Origin of the sequence: Shinella sp. WSD5-1 (assembly GCF_963942435.1) — a bacterium.
Lineage (GTDB): Bacteria > Pseudomonadota > Alphaproteobacteria > Rhizobiales > Rhizobiaceae > Shinella > Shinella yambaruensis.
Map to the genome: position 1 here is coordinate 105,455 of NZ_OZ012601.1, position 17,654 is coordinate 123,108.

The following is a 17,654-nucleotide window of genomic DNA, read 5'->3' on the forward strand; positions in this document are numbered from 1 at the left end:
CCGCTGAACAGGCTATGGATATCTGCGCGGCAGGTGTTGTTATTCGTCGGAACCTGTCAACGGCCCATGGCGCGATATCCCGTATTACGGAAGCCGCGGGATCTCTCCGTCCGCCACCCGCCAGATCCAGGGGGTAATCTCCGGTCGCGTTTCGATCATGTCGGCGAGGGCGCGATCGTATTCCTCATCGGCCGTGGGTGGGACGATGAACATCGCGACGGGGTCCGGCTTCTGTTCCGGAAGGGTCACCGAAACGATCGGCGCGCCGCGTGGCAGGTTGAAACGCAGCCCCTTGACGATCTTCCGCTTCAGATGCCCGAGCTTCTCCAGAAGTCGCAGGTCATGAATGTCCTCGAAGGGCAGCCAGTGCTCATTGACCACCATCAACGCGACCTCTTCCACCGATGCGATGCCCGCGGTGGAAATCCCGAAGGTGGCGATGACGATCAGATGGAACGCCTCGCTCGACCGCCACAGTTCGAGCTCGGTCTCATAGCGGGTCGCCAGCCTTCGCCATGCGCCGTCTTCTACCATCAGCGGGAAGGGCATATGCCGCACGACGATCTTCTGGCCCTCGCGGGCCGGGGAGAACTCCTTCACCTCGGCGACGATCATCATCAGCTTGCGCGGTCCCCCTCCCGCCGCGTGCACACCCTTCAGCGCGACCGCGCGCCTAGTGGCAATGCCATCCCTGTCGTCCGCCTGAAACACCTCCGGCACATAGAGTATCTCGCTCAAGGGGCCGCCTCGTGCGGACATCTGCGCGGCGGCATTGAGAAGGCTGGAGCGAACTCGCCCCCACCCCCGCCGCCCAGCCCAGGCCGACCGCCACTCGGTCAATTCGCCCGCCTCCCAGAGATAGTGGAGCATCGCCTTCAGCGACAGTTTCCGGGGTTCGCTGCGGATGCCCGGCTCGGATGCTTCCGTCGGCGCGGCAGGCGCTGCCCGAGGCCCGCGTTTCGTCAACGAGAAATCCAGCTTCAACTCGGCCCTGCCGCTGGCATCGATCTGGATAGCGCTTCCGATCAAGGGCCCGAGACCGGAGAGCTCATAAGGCGGCTCGTAGGAAGGGCAGGCCGGATCATGCTCGCGCCCTGATAGGGGCATCCGTTTGACCACGAACTGATCATCCAGCCGCGCGATATACATGGCGACCGCCGGGTCCTTGCACATGCACAGAGGCCGCATCCGCTGCTCGTAGGCATCCGATAGAACTGCTCGAAGCTCCGGCGAGGATTCATCGAAAGTCTGCTCGCCAATGATGAATTTCCGCACCGTCGCTCTCCCTTGTTCCGGTCGAACCTACATCGCGATGCCAGTTTTTACTATCTAAAACTAGCGAGTAAAAGTGCCGTGCCGGCCGATCCATTCTGGGCCGATGGGAAGGGATCGTTGCAATCCAACCCTTCCCGTCACGCGCGACGGAAATCGGAAATGCCGAAGCGGGGAGGGTGGTGCCAGCGGCGGCGGGGAGGAGGTGGGCTGCGGGCCGATCGGCCCGGCTGATCTTGGAGAGAGCGCAGATCGGATTGGGCTTCCTCCCCGCGCTCCGAGGAACCCCCAGATGAATGACCTTCTCTATAGACGCCTGCGCATCCGGGCCGACGCCGGCTGGCGCCACGTCGTCCGCGCCGCTGCCTTCCAATTCGACCGTCAGATGCGGCAGGATCCAGCCTTCCGCGCCGCGCGCAAGCGCTTTTATCGCTCGATGCTCGCTGAGTACCGCGCCGACCAGCGCGACCTCGCCAACGCCTTCCGGTTTTGAACCACCTCAATCCTTTCCATCCCATCGCCCGGCGACAGCCGGGCTTTCGCTTCAGGAGGAGACCATGGCGATACCCGAATATGTTCGAGTCAATTTCCGGACGCTGCTTCGCGCCGCCCAGGACGGCAATCTCGCGCTCATGGAGTGCCTCGATGCCCGCACCGACGAAACCCGTTTCGTTCTCTGCGCGGTCGGGCGCGACGATGGCGACTATGTGTTCACGCCGTTTGGTCACCTCGCGGGCGGCAATCCGTACGACGCCTACCTTCCTCCGGACCCGGGCAATGCCGGTCGATTTCTAAGCGGGAGCGACGCGAATGCGGTCGAGACCTCGACGGCTGCCGACAATAAGGAAGGCGGCCATGGAAACCCGACGTAAATCGCGACCGGTCGCACCACGGCATCTCGCCCATTCCCTCTATTCGGCCGATCTCGGCGGGCACGATCCCGGCCGCTATCGGGTGACGCCGCCGGGTGCTCCTGATGTCCCGGCGCTCGTGCGACCAGGCATGGCGGTACGGACCTCCTACGGTTCGCGTGGAATCGTCATCGCCGTCGAGGGGCCGGTTGTCCATCGCGCCGCTGACGGCCGCGAGTATCCGCATTTCACGGTCGTCTATGTGCCGGCCGACCGCCTCGGCCGGCACACGAAGCTCGATCGCAACTGGATCAACGAGTGCGTCGCCGTCCACGGCCGCATTTTGAAGCTGCTCGGAGCCAACAGCGACGAGGCCTTCGTAGAGCCGATGGCGGCCGCCCGGCCCTGATTATTGCGGGCGAATGCCCGCCCGTCCTGCCGTCTTTTCCCATCCAGGCCCGGTGCTCGCAAGAGCACCGGGCCTTTCCACATTTCCGGAGAGCAACATGAGCCTGTCTGTCCTTGCCTGCCCGCCAATCGCCAACCCGGTCTTCCTGGACTTTCGTTCGAAAGTCGTCGTGCCGGTGTGTTTCGCCATCGTCTATTGGGACGGACCGGGCGACACGCTCTACGCCTTCGAGGATCGTGACGCCTTCGATCGTCAGCGCCTCTGCGCCGAACGAAACTTCGTCCACGTCCAACAACTGTCCGCCGGCGAAGCCGCAGCGTGGATCGCCGCCGGCGGCAAGGCTGTGCTCCACGAGGTCTCGGTCGCCGGCGTCGCGGCGTTCGGAAACCTCAAGCTCGCGCCCGGCTGAAGGCCGGGCGCCGTCGCCTCTGCCGCCCAGAGGGAGAGAGGGGCCGGAAAGGGGTGGCCTGGCGGGCTTGGAGAGCGCCCGGCGGCCGGCTCTTTCCCGCTCTCGATGAGGTTTCCCATGAACGCTCGGTCCTCCTTCGCCATGAACCCGTTTGCCAGTAAGCCCCGCATGCCCGAACAACGCAGCCGCGCCAGCAACATCTTTGCAGCCGGGGGTGCGCTCCTGCCGCTTCTCGAAGCTGGCCAGTCCATCACATCGGCCCACCTGCGCGCCGTCCTGACCACTGAATCCGGCGGTTCGGACGCCGAGGGATACTGGTCGTGGAAGGATGCCTACGAGGCGACCGAAGTCGCCCAGGTGCTGTTCCTTCGCAAATTCGGCTCAGCCATTTCCGCCCGGACGAACATGCCCGAGGCGGCGCTTTCCATCCTGACCAGGCTCGCGGCGCTCAACCCGACGCACACGCGCCGGTCCGAGGAAACCCAGAGGCTCCAGCAGTTTTCCACGCCCGTCGAACTCGCCTATGTCGCGGCGCGGGCCGCCTCGATCATGGCGGGCGACGTCCTGCTCGAGCCGTCCGCCGGGACCGGCCTCATGGCGATCTTCGGCGAACTCGCCCACGCGCGCCTCGTTCTCAACGAGTATGCGCCGGTCCGCCACTCCCTCCTCGAATATCTGTTTCCCGGAACGCCGGTCACGCACCACGACGCTGCCCATCTCGACGACTATCTTGATCGGGTCGCGCGTCCCACCGTCGTGCTGATGAACCCGCCGTTCTCGGCCGGTGTGCATGTCGAGGGCCGCATGGCCGATGCAGCGTGGCGGCATCTCACCTCGGCTTTCGCGCGTCTCGCGCCCGGCGGCCGCCTGGTTGCCATCACCGGCTCCAGCCTTTCTCCCGACAATCCCAAATGGCGTGATGCCTTCATTCGCTTGCAGGAGCGCGGCACGGTCGTGTTTAGCGCAGCGATCGCAGGCAGCGTCTTTGCCCGGCATGGCACGACGATGGAAACGCGGCTAACCGTCATCGACAAGATTGCTGCCGCCGATCCGACCAAGCTGGTGACGAGCATGGGTGTCGCACCAGACCTCACCACGTTGCTATCCTGGATCTCGGGCCTGCCGCCGCGCTCGCCGTCGACCGCGCCGAACTCCATCGGCGCGCTGTCCAACGGCATATTCCGCGCCTGCGCCGCGAAAATGGCAGCGCGTAAGGCCGCCGAAACCCTGCGCCCCGCTGCGGTCGCCGGGATGCAGCCACATCCGGCGATCTCTCCCCGCGCACCGAACCGGGTGTCCTTGGCCCCCACGCCAGCCAAGAAAGAGATCATCGAACTCGCCTACGAGCTGCGCGACGCGGCGCCGTCGAGCCGGGTGGATGCAGCCGATGGCATCTACGAGCCCTATGAGCTGCGAGCGATCCGCATTCCGGAGGCCAAGCCGCATCCTGACAAGCTGGTCGAGTCTGTCGCCATGGCGTCGGTCGCCCCGCCGAAGCCCAGCTATCGGCCCCATCTCCCCAGGAACGTGATCACCACCGGCGATCTTTCGGACGCCCAGCTCGAAAGCGTGATCTATGCCGGCGAGGCGCATTCGGGCCACCTCGCCGGTCATTGGAAGGTCGACGCCTCCTTCGACAATCTCACAGCCGTCAGCCCGGACACCGAAGGCGCGGTGCGATATCGCCGGGGATGGTTTCTCGGCGACGGGACCGGTGCGGGCAAAGGCCGGCAGGCTGCAGGCATCATCCTCGATAACTGGCTGAAGGGCCGCCGGCGGCATCTCTGGATCTCGAAATCCGAGACCCTGATCGAGGACGCCCAGCGCGACTGGAGCGCGCTCGGCCAGGAGAAGCTGCTGGTCACGCCGCTGTCGCGCTTCAGACAGGGCAAGCCGATCATGCTGGACGAGGGCATTCTCTTCTGCACCTTTGCCACGCTGCGCACCGACGAGCGTGAGGGCAAGCGCTCCCGCGTCCAGCAGATCGTCGACTGGCTGGGTGACGATTTCGACGGTGTCGTGATCTTCGATGAGGGGCATTCCATGGCGAATGCTGCGGGAGGCAAATCCGACCGCGGCGACAAGGCGGGCTCGCAGCAGGGCCGCGCCGGCCTGCGCCTGCAGCGCGCCTTGCCCGATGCCCGCGTCGTCTACGTCTCGGCGACTGGTGCATCCGAGGTCGAGTCGCTTGCCTATGCCGAACGGCTCGGTCTGTGGGGCAGCGCCGACTTCCCCTTCGCCACGCGCAGCGAGTTCATCGCGGCGGTCGAAGACGGCGGCGTCGCGACCATGGAGGTGCTCGCCCGCGACCTCAAGGCCATGGGGCTCTATGCCTCTCGCTCGTTGTCGTTCGAGGGCGTCGAATACGAGATCCTCGAACATGCGCTGACCGAGGAGCAGGTCCGCATCTACGATTCCTATGCCGAGGCCTATCAGGTGATCCACAATCGACTGGATCAGGCGCTGGAGGCTTGCAGCATCACCTCGCCGACGGGCACGCTTAACAAAAACGCCAAGGCTGCAGCGCGCTCCGCCTTCGAGAGTACGAAGCAGCGTTTTTTCAATCACCTCCTGACCAGCATGAAGACCCCGACGCTGATCGGCACGATCAACCAGGATGTCGCGGACGGCCATGCGGCCATTGTCCAGCTCATCTCGACGGGGCAATCGATAACCGAACGCCGGCTCGCCGAAATCCCGACAGAGGAATGGAACGACATTCAGGTCGATGTCACTCCGCGAGAGATCGTCGCCGAGTACCTGATGAACTCTTTCCCGACCCAGCTCTTCGAGGAACATTCGGACGACGAGGGCAATCTCCTCTCCCGGCCCGTCTATGATGCTGACGGCAATCCGGTTCTGTGCCGCGAAGCCGTCGCCCGCCGTGACGAGTTGCTCGAAAAGCTCGGGAGCCTGCCGGCGATCCCGGCCGCGCTCGACCAGATCGTCCAGCACTTCGGGACGGACACCGTCGCCGAGATCACAGGTCGTTCCCGCCGCATCGTTCGCCGCGATGGCGATGGCTCGTTCCCGCGTTTCGCTGTCGAGAGCCGACCGGGCAGCGCCAATCTCGACGAGACGCGCGCCTTCATGGACGACCGGAAGCCGATCCTGGTCTTCTCGGAAGCGGGCGGGACGGGGCGCTCCTACCATGCCGACCTCGGCGCAAAAAACCAGCGTCAGCGCCTGCACAATCTGCTCGAAGCCGGCTGGCGCGCCGATGTGGCGATCCAGGGCCTCGGCCGCAGCCATCGCACCAACCAGGCCCAGCCCCCGAAATTCCGGATGGTCGCGACCGACGTCAAGGCCGAGCGCCGCTTCCTGTCGACGATCGCCCGGCGTCTCGACACCCTCGGCGCGATCACCCGCGGCCAGCGCCAGACCGGCGGGCAGGGCATGTTCCGCAGCGAGGACAATCTCGAATCCCAATACGCCCGCGATGCGCTCAGGCAATTCTACAAGCGGATCCACCGCGGTGAGGTGTCCGGTTGCTCCTTGGAAACCTTCGAGTCGATCACCGGCCTATCCCTTTGCGACGAGGAGGGCGGGCTGAAGGATGAGCTGCCGCCGATCCACACCTTCCTCAACCGGATGTTAGCGCTGACCATCGCCATGCAGAACGTCCTGTTCGAGACCTTCGAGGAACTCCTGGCGGCGCGGATCGAAGGCGCCATTGCAGCCGCCGTTTATGACAAGGGCCTGGAGACGCTGACCGCCGATCGCATGACGCTCAAGGATCGCAAGCTGGTCTACACCCATCCGGTGACGGGCGCGCAGTCGCACTTGCTGACAATCGAGCGCATGGACCGCAACCAGCCAATGCCTCTTGAGGAGGCCCTTTATCTTGTGACGCGGGATCCGCGCGCGAAACTGATGATCAACGGAAAGTCCGAACGCGCCGCTGTCATGGCCCCGACGCGCTCCATCATGCTCGATGACGGCTCGCTCCAGCCGCGCGTCGCGCTGATCCGTCCGATGGACGAACTGCGCTTCGAAACAAGGCACCTGGAAGAGACGAACTGGGAAGAGGCGGACGAACAGATCTTCGCCGCCGCCTGGAATGCCGAGGTCGCCACCGTGCCGGAGTTTTCGACCTCGACCTTGCATGTCGTGTCGGGCCTGCTGCTGCCGATCTGGAAACTCCTGCCGCAGGACTATTGCAGGGTCTATCGCCTGCAAACCGACGGTGGCGAGCGCATCGTCGGACGCGTGATCGCGCCGGCCGGTCTCTCCCGGCTATGCAACAATTTCGGGATCGACCGGAGCGAGGTGCTCGACCCGGAGCAGGCATGGCGGTCGGTGATCGATGGCTCCTCTGTCATCAGCCTTGCCGGCGAGATGACGGTCCGCCACGTGCGGGTCATGAATGACAACCGCGTCGAATTGACCGGCTTCACCGATGGCATGCGTGACTGGTTGCGCTCTATCGGCCTCTTTTCCGAGATGATCGCCTGGAAACTGCGCTTCTTCATACCAGTCACCGATGAGGGCTCCGCGATCCTTTCGCGCCTGGTGCAGCGCCATCGCTTGCTCGATGTCATCAGCCGGCACTGAAGGAGGACCGTTATGCTCTCGGCCTCCGAACTGGCGAACCGTCTCGCGCGCGATGCCGAGGCGGTCTGCCGCCACTATCTCTCCGCCGGCCGCAAGGCCGGCAACTACTGGATCGTTGGCGATACCGCCAACAACAAAGGTAAATCGCTCTATGTCCATCTCACCGGCCCCCGTGCGGGCCGTTGGGCGGACGGAGCGACGGGCGAATATGGCGACCTGCTCGATCTCGTGCGCGAGACCTGCGGGCTCGTCGATTTCCGCGACGTCGCGGACGAGGCGCGACGGTTCCTCAGCCTTCCGCAACCCGACCCGGCGGCGTCCCGCAGGGGCGACGCCCGAATCGACCCGCCGGCCGACAGGCCGGCAGACGAGCGCGCGCAGCGCCTTTTTCGCATGACGCAGCCATTGGCGGGGACTTTGGCGGACAGCTATCTGAGCCAGCGCGGCATCCTGCGCGCATCCTTGCATCCCGCGCTCCGCTATCATCCGTCCTGCTACTATCGCGATCTCGTGACGGGCCGGACGCACCGCTTCCCCGCGCTGATCGCAGCCGTGACCGATCCCGTCGGCACGATCACCGGCGTGCATCGCACCTGGCTGGACCCGGACGGTGGCGGCAAGGCACAGGTCGACGATCCGCGTCGCGCGCTTGGCGGTCTGCTCGGCAATGCCGTTCGCTTCGCCTTCCCCACCTGCGGTCCGGTGCCTGTCATGGCAGCCGGCGAAGGCCTCGAAAGCATCCTATCCCTGTCGCACGTCATGCCCGGAATGCCGATGGCCGCGGCGCTGACGGCCAATCACCTCGCGGCCTTCGATCTGCCGCCCAGTTGCGTGCGCCTCTATATCGCCGCGGACGCGGATGCCGCCGGCCGGAACGGCATCGAGCGATTGAGCCGGCGGGCGCAGGCCCGCGGGATCCTGCCGCTCGTGCTCGCCCCGGAACTCGGCGACTTCAACGACGATCTGCGGCTTGATCCGAGCCGGATGCTCGCCAGCCTCAGGGCGCAGCTTGCCCCGGAAGATGTCGAAGTCTTTCTGCCGTCGTGATGAAGCCGCGATGGGGGATGAGGCGGAGCGGTGGCCGCGGGAGGGGAGGGCCGGGCCTGCCGGTCGCGTTCGGATGAGCGCGCCTGCGGGCCTGCCGAGAGGCGACCCTTACCATCAGGCGTTCGGTCCTCCAACCGCCGGAGGCCCGGTTTTTTCCCCGCGCCAGCGAAGCCGGCGCTCCTCGCGGAGCAAAAAACCTGTCCCCGGCGGCCCGGCGCTGCGCTGGGCCGCGGCGCGTGCGCCGCGGTTCCGGCCCGCCCGCCGGATGGAAAGGGATCGCCGTCAGGCCGCGAGAGGCGCGGCCCCAATCGACGGAGACCATCATGAACGTCCTGCTTCCCATCGACGCCGCTACCGAACCGCACCACGCATCGTCTCCGACCGACCGGGTCATCTACGAGATGCAGGTCTACGGCTATCGTCCCTTCCAGGACGAGCCCGATCCGCGCGCCCTGCCGGAGGAGCCGGTCGTCCAGTCCGCACTGACCGCGATGTTCGACGCCATGTTCGAAATGCTCGGCGATACGCGGCTGGAGCCCGATCTCGAAGACATGCTCTGGTCGACGGTCAATCTCTTCCACCGCGCCAGCGAACGCATCCAGCGCGAGCTGCAGCGCAACGAGGACGCCCAGAGGAACGGGCAGAAGGAGCAGGACGGCTCGGAGGTCAGAAGCGTCGAGCTCGAACGCCATATCATGGAGGGCATCACGCTCCTCGAACGCCGCAACGCCTTCGAATTCATGCGCGACTATGCATCCGACCTCTTCGAAGCGCAGACCGGCTCGACATGGCGGCCGCGCACCGGCTCCAAGGTCAATCACGCGAACATGACCGCGGCGATGATCGACTCCAGAGACTTCCTCTCTGCCCGCCGCCGCGCCGAGACCGAGGTTCTGATCCCGGCCGGCACCAAGATCGCCTTCGGCGGCGGGTTGGACTATAACGATCACGACCGGATCTGGGCCGCACTCGACAAGGCCCTCGCCAAGCACCCCGACATGGTGCTGCTGCATGGCGGCTCGCCGAAGGGCTCTGAACGCATCGCGGCCTGCTGGGCCGAAGCCCGCGGCGTGACGCAGATCGCCTTCAAGCCGAATTGGGGCAAGCACGCGAAGGCCGCCCCGTTCCGCCGCAACGACGAGATGCTTTCCGTGATGCCGGCCGGCGTCATCATCTTCCCCGGCTCCGGCATCACCGAGAACCTTCGCGACAAGGCCCGCCGCTTCGGCATCACCGTCTGGGAATTGAAAGGAGACGGCGCGTGAAGCGTCGTTTTCCTCACGCGATTGATCTCAAGCCTTGCATTTCCGAGGAATTGTGTACACATTTCCTCGGAAATGGAGCGACGCAATGGCTGAACCTCGACCCAACATATCTTCCCCCCGCCGCGTCGGCGTGCGGGAGTTTCGCGGCAACCTGACATCCTTCCTGCGTCAGGTCGAGGAAGGGCAACGCTTTGTCCTGACCTCCCATCACAAGGTCGTTGCGGAGATCGGGCCGCCGTCGTCCGATGTCGCAGTCCGCAAGCCGGGCGCCTTGCGCGGCAAGATCAAGCTTGCCGATGATTTCGACGCTCTGCCTGCGGACGTCCTGAAGGCGATGGAAGACGGCGCGTGAGGCTTCTGCTCGATACCCATGCTCTGCTGTGGTGGTTGAATGACGACGAGAAGCTGGGAGCCCGAGCACGCGGCCTGATCGGCGATCCTGCGAACGACGTTCTTGTCAGCGCGGTTTCCCTATGGGAGATCACCGTGAAGCTGCGCATTGGTAAGCTTGATGCGGATATCGAAGAGATCCTTGGCATCCTCCCGGATCAGGGGTTCCAACGCCTCGATATCGCGGATGCCCATTTGATCGCGCTGTCCGGCTTGCCGGTTCACCACCGCGATCCGTTCGATCACCTTCTCATGGCGCAGGCGCTAGCCGAGGATGCGCATTTCGTTTCGGAAGATCAAAACGTGCCGCTTTATGGCGTTCCGTTCATGACGTGCTCGGACTCTACCGCCTGACCGTCCCCACGTCCGGCGCGCGTGGTCGAAGGGCTCAGCCCAGTTCCTGGGCGAGCCCGATGAGTAGGCCTTCGGGACCGCGGATATAGCAGAGGCGATAGACGTCCTTGTAGTCCACGACGTCGCCGACCAGCTCCGCGCCATAGACCCGAAGCTTTTCAAGCGTCTCGTGGAGGTCGTCGACGGTGAACATGGCGCGGAGATAGCCGAGTGCGTTGACTGGGGCGGTCTGATGGTCCGCGACAATAGCTGGCCTCAGAAAGCGGGACAGTTCAAGCCGGCTGTGACCGTCCGGTGTACGCATCATCGCGATCTCGACGTGCTGATCGCCGAGGCCTGTCACCCGTCCGGCCCATTCGCCTTCGATCATGGTCCGGCCTTCGAGATCGAGGCCGAGCGCGCGAAAGAATTCGACCGCCCCGTCGAGATCCTCGACGACGATTCCCACATTGTCCATTCTCTTCAGCGCCATCACGACCTCCCCTGGTGTCATCTCAGCCTACATGGTGGTGCCGGCCCAGCCAACGACCCGCGAGGCGCGGGCCGCGGGGGTCGAGGTCAACCGCTCCCTGCTGGCGCCGTTCCGGCGCTCCCCGAGCCGGCTTCGCCGGCTCGTTTTCGGAGACGATCCTATCGCTCGGAGAGGGGAGAGTCAGGCTGGGAGGGGGAAGGTCTGTTGGTAGAAAAGGAGAGCGACCATGGCGATGATATTTGTAGGCGGATCACGCGACATATTCGAGCTGCCGGAACCGGCGATAGCGCGCATCGGCGCGATGATCGCCGCCGAACATGGCGTGCTGGTGGGCGATGCACCCGGCGCTGACGCGGAGGCGCAGACGCTGCTCGCCGGCTATGGCTATGAGCATGTCGGCGTCTTCCATGCCGGGAGCGAGCCGCGCAACAATCTCGGCGATTGGCTAGCCTATCACCGGCCCGCGCCGGGTGGCGCGCAGGGCTACGCCTTTCATGCCGAAAAGGACCGGGAGATGGCGCGGCGCGCCGACTATGGGCTGATGATCTGGGATGGCGCTTCACCCGGAACATGCCTCAACATGCTGCGCCTTGCGGCAGTCGGCGCGCCCTGCGTCGTCTACGACACGAGCCGCAGCATACAGCTCACGCTCCGAAGCCTTCCCGATTGGCACGAAATGCTGCGCGGTGCTGGCCAGGACGTCCTGCAGCAGGTCGATGCTCGCATGACGGACGACGAGCGCATCCTCGCCAACGGGTCATGAAGCGCCTGGTCGGCGGGCGTCGTGCCTGCCGCGGCCGCCGGCCGACTGCACGCTGACGTTTGCCGCGACGATCCTCGTGGCTTCCCGCCGCCCGCAACGAAGCCGGCCCCTGGCGCGGCCAGTCCGCTCGGCCCCTCCGGCGTCGTGCGAAGAAAGATCGTCTTCTTGCCGTCTTCGCCGCCCGGTGCGACGGCCAGGACCGATGCGGAAGATAACGCCGGATCCGAAGACCTCCATCCGGATCGGGACACGGCATATCGGACCCGCTGCACGCCTCAGCCCGGTCCCAGCCCGCGCCATCGAACGCCGGGCGCTTGCGATGACGTCGGCACCCCGAAGTGCCATCGAGGAGTGGTCGAGCGGCAAGGGCGGCGAAGGCAATGGCAGGCAGACCGATAGGCAGAGGTGCATCCACGAGCCGCCGCAGGCGCTGGCGCAGAGGCTGCAAGCCGGGACGCCAGGGCACGCATCGCCTCCGGTTCCACCTGGTCCGTTCCCATTGATGCCGACTTTGTAGAGGACTGCCTGCTTTTGCGGCCAACCCCTGAAGGGGTAAGACTCGACAGAAATTTTTGCAAAATTCGATTTCGGTTTGTCCGCTTTGGCGGCAAATCGAATTTTGCAAAATTTTCCGCCGAGCTGACCGCAGCAGGTCAGCCCTCTCCTTTGCCGACATCGGGAACGGTCCCGATGGAACCGAAGGAGAACTACCATGGCATCCACGATCGCAAACCTCACCACCAAGGCCGATGGCTCGATGGAAGGCGTCTTCGCCACGCTCCGCGTCAATGCCCCGATCGCCGTCCTCCCCAACGCCCACAAGTCCCGCGAGGACGCCCCGGACTACCGCGTCATCAACAAGCGCACCGGGTTCGAGATCGGCGCGGGCTGGAACCGGGTCTCGCCGCGCAGCGGGGCAGAATACGTCTCGATCCGGATGGAAGCCCCCGAGATCGGCGTCATCTTCGGGAACCTCGCCCCCGCACCGGGCGGCGAAGACGGCAGGAAGGTGCTCCTCTGGAACAACCCGGAGTGAGCCGAGCCGAACCGGCCCCGCAAGGGGCCGGCTTCCTCGCGTGCTTCCAGCCACGATCGCGAAGCGGCGCGCATGTCAGGGTGCCCCACGAGAGGAAGGTCTGTCTGCTCAGAAAGCCAAGTCTGCCATGACGAAGCGGCGCGCGTCAAAACCGCGTGGTACCCCCAATTTTCCGCCGAACCGCTGAAGCGGCTCGACAAAAAAATCGGCTCCCCCACGCGCGAGCCGCTAAAGCGGGTTTTGACCCACACCGCTCCGTCATGGCCGACACCGTCATCTTTCACATCAACAAGGAGATGACGACGATGACGATGACCCTCGAAAACCACATCGAAGAACTGCGCCGCGAAGCGAACCACTGCGACCCGGCCGAGCGCGCCCAGATCGAGGCCGAACTGGAACAGGCCCGCGCGGAACTGGCCGCGCTCATCGCCGCAGAAGATGCCGAGCCTCCCCACTGAGGGAGGCTCTTGCCTTGAACAATGAGGCCGATCCGCCGGATCGACCGGCGCCCCGGCCCGAGGCTGCGCCTCACGCCCGCGTCTTCGCCGAGCATCATCCGCGCGCCAGCGCCTCAATGCGCTTCACCCGGTATCCGTGGGCACGCCTCTCGCGCAGCAAGTCGAGAAACAGCGCGACAGCCTCCTCCTCCCTTTCGAAATCATGCACCATCGTCCGACCGGACGTACCGATCCTCCCCCAGCGGCGCAGCAGACGTGGCGTGCCGAACAGCGTGGGTTCGATCGCGAGCGCATAGAAGCGCGCCATGTTCCGGTCCGGATCCACGCGCTCGACATAGAGGTGATAGGGCTGGGCAAGCATAAGCGTAGAATCGCCCACGCCGCTTCCGGCGTCCAACGACAGTTTTGAATCGATCCGGACGGTCCGATTCATCTTCGTGATGGTTCCCGGCTCAGGATAGAGGGTGCTTTGGGCGAGCCGGCCTGCGGCCGGCCGCTCCCTACTCGCGCCGTTCCGTCGCTCCCCGAGCCGGCGTGGCCGGTGACGCTCACTCTCGCGGGGCGAAACGGCCGGATCGACCGGCCGCCTCGCCGCAAGGGGCTTCCCCTCACGCTCCCCGCCGGCTGATCGCCGGATACGGACCGCGCCCCAACGGGCGCGGGGGCTCTTCTTCTGACGTCCAATTGTATGCCAGCCCAACGGGCCTCATGGACGGCGCGGATAGGCGGATTTTCTGCCGCCGCCCCCGAAAGGCGACATCAGAAAATCCGCCTATCCGCTTGCAAGCCGCGTTCCGCGGTCCTTGACCCCCGCCGGGCTACAACGTCGACACCTTTCGTCAATCGAAATGAGACATACATGATGACGTTCAAGCGCAGGCGCTCGTCCCGACCATCGCAGGCTTCCGCGACGAAGTCCTCGCGAACCGCACCGCATGCAAGACGGCTTTTGCGACCGCCTTGCATGACACACTCGCCGCAAAGCTCAACAAAGCGGTTGCCGCTCTTCATGAGGAAGCCGAGACGAAAATGCGGCTCGCCGCAGGCAAGGGGACTGAGGACGGTGATTTCCTCTATGAGACTTACCACACCTGCCCGACCTTCGAACATCTGTGGATGGAAAGGGGCCCGATCTCGATCCTTGATGAGATCTACGAGGAGGTCGTTTTCGAAGGGGAAGCCTGCCGGATCGGCCTTGACTATACCGTCATTCCCTCCGAGCAGTTGGGCGACCTCGGCGATATTCTCGACCGCATCCGTCGGCAGACGGGCATCGAGTTCGTCGCCGCGCGCGTCTGAACCATAAGGAGGGAGGCGCTTGCGCCTCCCTTCATTTTCTTGGCCTGAGATGATTATCCCTTGGCGGTCTCTCCGATTGGCAGCTCCATGAATGTCGTCCACTTCATCGATCTGTGCTTGCCCCGGTCAACCGCCGAGCCTAGACTCGCTCAAATCCGAGAGTATGCGCCGTCTGGCGACAACGGCGCACCCCTCCAGAACAAGGTGGTGTCGCAGTGATCGAAGAACGAGCCATTGTCAAAATGAACGGACGACCGGATAAGCGGAACCCGCTTTCCCGGCTGCTGCGGCATGTCGCGCGGGCGGTTGCTGCCCTCGCGACAGGCATCGTCCGCGGCATCCTCCTTTCCGTCTGGCATTTCGTCTACTTCCTGCTTTGCCTGTTTCGGCCGGTCGTCAACGTTCTCATGCTCGGCGGCGTCATCATGCCCTTGGTCGCGTTCGTGGCCTTCGTGAAACCCGAAGCCGCCAATGGGATGCCCTTCTGGGTTTTCCTCCTGATGGCCGCCGGCTTCGTCGGCATCTCCATGGGCTATTCGAAGTTCGTCGACTTGATCGCACCATCAGGCACGGAAGACCCCGCCGACCGGTATCGCCGTCCCGATTGGCGCTGACAGCTTGCGCGCTTTCACGGCTTGGCCGCTTTGACGAACCGGTTGGCCGCAGCCGCGGCATCCATCTCTTTGCGCCGAAAATAGATCGCGCGCCCGCAGCGGATCGGGCTATGCCCCTGCACGATGATAATCTGCTCGTCCTTGCGCATGCTTTGAGTGATTTCGTGCGGCATGATCAGCGGCCGGCGCTGGAAGTTGACGTTCTCCGATTTCCGCGACGCGCTGTTCTTCGTGTCCCAGCCGATATTGCGGGAGCTGCCCTTCACCTCGACGGTCATTTCCCCGCATTGCGCCGAGACGTTGCGCGCCGTGTCGAGCGCCTTGATCGCGGCGTAACTGGCAAAGGCGCAGCCGTCGATCCAGGACACCGCGCCGTCCTTACCGAAATGCCGCTCCAGCTGGCCGACCGACTGGTACATCAGCATCATGCTGATGCCGTATTTGCGGCCACGGTCGCGCGCCTCCTCCAGCACGCGCATGTAGCCGAGCAGGTCGACCTCATCCAACATGAACAGCGCCCGGCGCTGAAACGCGCCGTCGGCCTCGATCATCGCATTGATCAGCGAACCGATGATCACGCGGCCGATGCCCGGATACGACCGCAGGATCGATGCCGGGATATTGAGGAAGACGTCCTTCTTGCCCTCGACGATCTCGGCGGATTTGAAGGTGTTGCCGCAGACCAGCGCGGCGTAATTGTCTAGCGACAGCCATTGCGTGTCCTTGGACGCGGTCGAATAGACGCCCGAGAAGGTTTGCTCGGTCATGTTGACGAACACGCCGAGCGTTTCGCGGATGAAGGCCGAGGCCGAATGCTCCTGGATGTCGCGTAGCATGGCGAGCACCGACGTCTCCGGCTCGGAAACGATCTGGCGCAGGCTATGCAGGTTGCGCCGGCCGGCATATTCCGGCGACAGCATCACATGCGCCAGAAGGCCGGTCAGCAGATTGTGCGCCTGGCTCTGGAAGTAGGAACCGGTCGAGCTTTCGAAGCGGACGCTCTCCGACAACAGCATGTGCGCGATGCCGACAATGTCCTCCTCCTTTTTCTTCGACGTCTCGATGCCGTCGAGGACGTTGAAGCCCATGATCGGGTTTGTCGGATCGAGAACGACGACCTCGCGCCCGAGTTTTCTGCGCCTGAAATCGACGACCATCGGGGCGATCTCGGTCGACGGATCGAGGCAGATGATGGGGCCCGTGTAGCTCAACGCGGTCGGCACGACGTTGCTGGTCGTCTTGTAGCCGCCCGATCCCGCGAAGAAGAGCATGTGGGTGGAATCGAAGTCCTGCTTGTAGGTGAGGAGCGGCGCTTTTCCGCCCCGTCCCCATGTTGCCGGATCGTTCGGATCGAATGGCAGTGCATGGACGAGTTCCTTGTCGACGCGGTAGCGCTCGCCGACGACGATCTCGCCATCTTCCGGGAACAGCCGCGCCGCCGCCGCCATCGGCAGCCAGTCGGCATCGCCGAAGGTTCCGCGCTTGGCGCGCTTCACCGGTTCGGGCACGACACTGGAGATGCGCGCTGACACCGCCGCCGCCATGAAGCCGAGCGCGGCGCTTGCGACGGCAATCATGTCGAGAAAGGACAGCGCCCCGTCCCAGGACAGCGCGCCGCTATCGACATAGGGTGATAACCGGGCAATCTCGCGCAGCCCATAAAAGCCGGTCATCAGCAGAAAGCACAGGAAGCTCACCATGGCAATCGGCCGCCGCCGATGCAGCGGTAGCGCCCAGACGGCCACAAGTCCCGCGAGCGGTCCGAACAAAAGCACCGGCACGGGCGAAGCTCGCAGGAACCAGTATTGCGTTCTGCCGGCCATGCCGGTGGCCAGTTCGGGCCAGCGCCAGTTCGCGACATAGAAGGCAAAGCCGGTGACGACAACAGGCACGAGAACAAGCAGCAGGCTTGGATGTGGCTTCGCCATTGCCGTCATTCGGCAGCCTCCGCCATCCGCGTGGACAACCGGTCGCCGGCTTCGGTCGGCATAGTCCTGAAGGCCACTTCGCCGATATCGCGCAAGCGGCGGTGCTCCGGCGAGCCCGGCGTCACGCGCGACAGTTCGATCAAACCACCAAGCAGGAACGCCCGGTCGGCCGGCGATAGTCCGGCGCGGACAACAATGCCGCCGAGCAGGAATTTTTCGCGGGCTTCCTTCTTGCGATCAGCCGTCATGAGGAACCTCCGTCGCCGCTCCAACGCGACCATCTGGTTGTCCACGCGGCGAAGCAGCTGCGCCACCAGTCCCTTTCTTCTCCGCTTTGCGAAATCGCGCGGCGATCTCTTCGAACATGCGATCGACCTCCTCGTCAGCAAGCTCCATCTCGGCCAACCCGGCCTTCGTCGCGGCCCGCGCGAAACGCTCTGCGGATTTTACTATCAACATTTTTCTACGTTCCCGCAGCTTTTCGATTTGCGCATCGATATCCATGATTGACGATTTTGCAGCCATTTATG

20 protein-coding genes are annotated in these 17,654 nt (G+C 64.5%); 14 read left to right on the forward strand and 6 right to left on the reverse strand.

The features are described 5' to 3' along the window. Window positions 1-84: 84 nt before the first annotated feature. Window positions 85-1,275 (reverse strand): DUF1173 domain-containing protein, encoded by a 1,191-nt coding sequence (locus AABQ55_RS32655; RefSeq protein WP_272809117.1) that lies wholly within the window; start codon window positions 1,273-1,275, stop codon window positions 85-87. A gap of 289 nt (window positions 1,276-1,564) precedes the next feature. Here AABQ55_RS32655 and AABQ55_RS32660 point away from each other — a divergent pair, with 289 nt between their 5' ends. From AABQ55_RS32660 to AABQ55_RS32700, 9 genes are all read left to right on the forward strand, one after another. Further along, a complete protein-coding gene (locus AABQ55_RS32660; RefSeq protein WP_272809118.1) occupies window positions 1,565-1,765 on the forward strand; it encodes a hypothetical protein in 201 nt (66 codons plus the stop codon). 64 nt (window positions 1,766-1,829) lie between these two features. Next, window positions 1,830-2,144 (forward strand): DUF6117 family protein, encoded by a 315-nt coding sequence (locus tag AABQ55_RS32665; RefSeq protein ID WP_272809119.1) that lies wholly within the window; start codon window positions 1,830-1,832, stop codon window positions 2,142-2,144. Further along, window positions 2,128-2,532 (forward strand): hypothetical protein, encoded by a 405-nt coding sequence (locus AABQ55_RS32670; RefSeq protein WP_272809120.1) that lies wholly within the window; start codon window positions 2,128-2,130, stop codon window positions 2,530-2,532. Before AABQ55_RS32665 ends, AABQ55_RS32670 begins: the two co-directional genes overlap by 17 nt. A gap of 97 nt (window positions 2,533-2,629) precedes the next feature. After that, the gene (locus tag AABQ55_RS32675) at window positions 2,630-2,941 is read left to right on the forward strand and encodes a hypothetical protein (RefSeq protein WP_272809121.1); all 312 of its coding nucleotides are present in this window, start codon (window positions 2,630-2,632) and stop codon (window positions 2,939-2,941) included. Between the two features lie 117 nt (window positions 2,942-3,058). Beyond that, a complete protein-coding gene (locus AABQ55_RS32680) occupies window positions 3,059-7,495 on the forward strand; it encodes a strawberry notch-like NTP hydrolase domain-containing protein (protein ID WP_272809122.1) in 4,437 nt (1,478 codons plus the stop codon). Window positions 7,496-7,507: 12 nt separating this feature from the next. Further along, window positions 7,508-8,542, forward strand: a complete 1,035-nt coding sequence (locus tag AABQ55_RS32685) for a DUF7146 domain-containing protein (protein WP_272809123.1) — start codon at window positions 7,508-7,510, stop codon at window positions 8,540-8,542. Window positions 8,543-8,865: 323 nt separating this feature from the next. Then, window positions 8,866-9,807, forward strand: a complete 942-nt coding sequence (locus tag AABQ55_RS32690; RefSeq protein WP_272809124.1) for a DUF2493 domain-containing protein — start codon at window positions 8,866-8,868, stop codon at window positions 9,805-9,807. An 85-nt stretch (window positions 9,808-9,892) separates the two neighbouring features. Next, window positions 9,893-10,159 carry a type II toxin-antitoxin system Phd/YefM family antitoxin gene (locus tag AABQ55_RS32695; protein WP_272809125.1) on the forward strand — a complete coding sequence of 89 codons (267 nt, stop codon included), beginning with the start codon at window positions 9,893-9,895 and terminating at the stop codon, window positions 10,157-10,159. Continuing rightward, the gene (locus AABQ55_RS32700) at window positions 10,156-10,551 is read left to right on the forward strand and encodes a type II toxin-antitoxin system VapC family toxin (protein WP_272809126.1); all 396 of its coding nucleotides are present in this window, start codon (window positions 10,156-10,158) and stop codon (window positions 10,549-10,551) included. The genes AABQ55_RS32695 and AABQ55_RS32700 overlap by 4 nt, the downstream gene beginning before the upstream one ends. A 34-nt stretch (window positions 10,552-10,585) precedes the next feature. Here the strand turns inward: AABQ55_RS32700 and AABQ55_RS32705 are convergent, their stop codons facing one another. Then, complete coding sequence (locus tag AABQ55_RS32705; protein WP_272809127.1) at window positions 10,586-11,023, reverse strand: VOC family protein; 438 nt, start codon at window positions 11,021-11,023, stop codon at window positions 10,586-10,588. A gap of 226 nt (window positions 11,024-11,249) precedes the next feature. Between AABQ55_RS32705 and AABQ55_RS32710 the strand changes: the two genes are divergently transcribed. The 3 genes from AABQ55_RS32710 (at window position 11,250) to AABQ55_RS32720 (ending at window position 13,283) form a co-directional block, all read left to right on the forward strand. Next, the gene (locus tag AABQ55_RS32710) at window positions 11,250-11,786 is read left to right on the forward strand and encodes a hypothetical protein (RefSeq protein WP_272809128.1); all 537 of its coding nucleotides are present in this window, start codon (window positions 11,250-11,252) and stop codon (window positions 11,784-11,786) included. A 712-nt stretch (window positions 11,787-12,498) separates the two neighbouring features. Further along, window positions 12,499-12,822 (forward strand): DUF736 domain-containing protein, encoded by a 324-nt coding sequence (locus tag AABQ55_RS32715; protein ID WP_272809129.1) that lies wholly within the window; start codon window positions 12,499-12,501, stop codon window positions 12,820-12,822. 260 nt (window positions 12,823-13,082) lie between these two features. Continuing rightward, on the forward strand, window positions 13,083-13,283 hold the full coding sequence (locus tag AABQ55_RS32720) for a hypothetical protein (protein ID WP_006472601.1): 201 nt from the start codon (window positions 13,083-13,085) through the stop codon (window positions 13,281-13,283). Between the two features lie 94 nt (window positions 13,284-13,377). On the opposite strand, the gene AABQ55_RS32725 is transcribed toward AABQ55_RS32720, so the two are convergent. Further along, window positions 13,378-13,716 (reverse strand): WGR domain-containing protein, encoded by a 339-nt coding sequence (locus AABQ55_RS32725; protein ID WP_272809130.1) that lies wholly within the window; start codon window positions 13,714-13,716, stop codon window positions 13,378-13,380. Between the two features lie 596 nt (window positions 13,717-14,312). Between AABQ55_RS32725 and AABQ55_RS32730 the strand changes: the two genes are divergently transcribed. Both AABQ55_RS32730 and AABQ55_RS32735 read left to right on the forward strand, forming a co-directional pair. Continuing rightward, on the forward strand, window positions 14,313-14,582 hold the full coding sequence (locus AABQ55_RS32730) for a hypothetical protein (protein ID WP_272809131.1): 270 nt from the start codon (window positions 14,313-14,315) through the stop codon (window positions 14,580-14,582). A 242-nt stretch (window positions 14,583-14,824) separates the two neighbouring features. After that, window positions 14,825-15,196, forward strand: coding sequence for a hypothetical protein (locus AABQ55_RS32735; RefSeq protein WP_272809132.1), 372 nt, complete (start codon window positions 14,825-14,827; stop codon window positions 15,194-15,196). A gap of 14 nt (window positions 15,197-15,210) precedes the next feature. Here the strand turns inward: AABQ55_RS32735 and traG are convergent, their stop codons facing one another. From traG to AABQ55_RS32750, 3 genes are read right to left on the reverse strand one after another with little or no spacing between them, the layout of a single operon-like run. Continuing rightward, a complete protein-coding gene (traG, locus tag AABQ55_RS32740; protein ID WP_272809133.1) occupies window positions 15,211-17,133 on the reverse strand; it encodes a Ti-type conjugative transfer system protein TraG in 1,923 nt (640 codons plus the stop codon). Beyond that, window positions 17,130-17,372, reverse strand: a complete 243-nt coding sequence (locus AABQ55_RS32745; protein WP_272809134.1) for a conjugal transfer protein TraD — start codon at window positions 17,370-17,372, stop codon at window positions 17,130-17,132. The genes traG and AABQ55_RS32745 overlap by 4 nt, the downstream gene beginning before the upstream one ends. Beyond that, on the reverse strand, window positions 17,362-17,649 hold the full coding sequence (locus AABQ55_RS32750) for a TraC family protein (RefSeq protein ID WP_272809135.1): 288 nt from the start codon (window positions 17,647-17,649) through the stop codon (window positions 17,362-17,364). The genes AABQ55_RS32745 and AABQ55_RS32750 overlap by 11 nt, the downstream gene beginning before the upstream one ends. Window positions 17,650-17,654 lie beyond the last annotated feature (5 nt).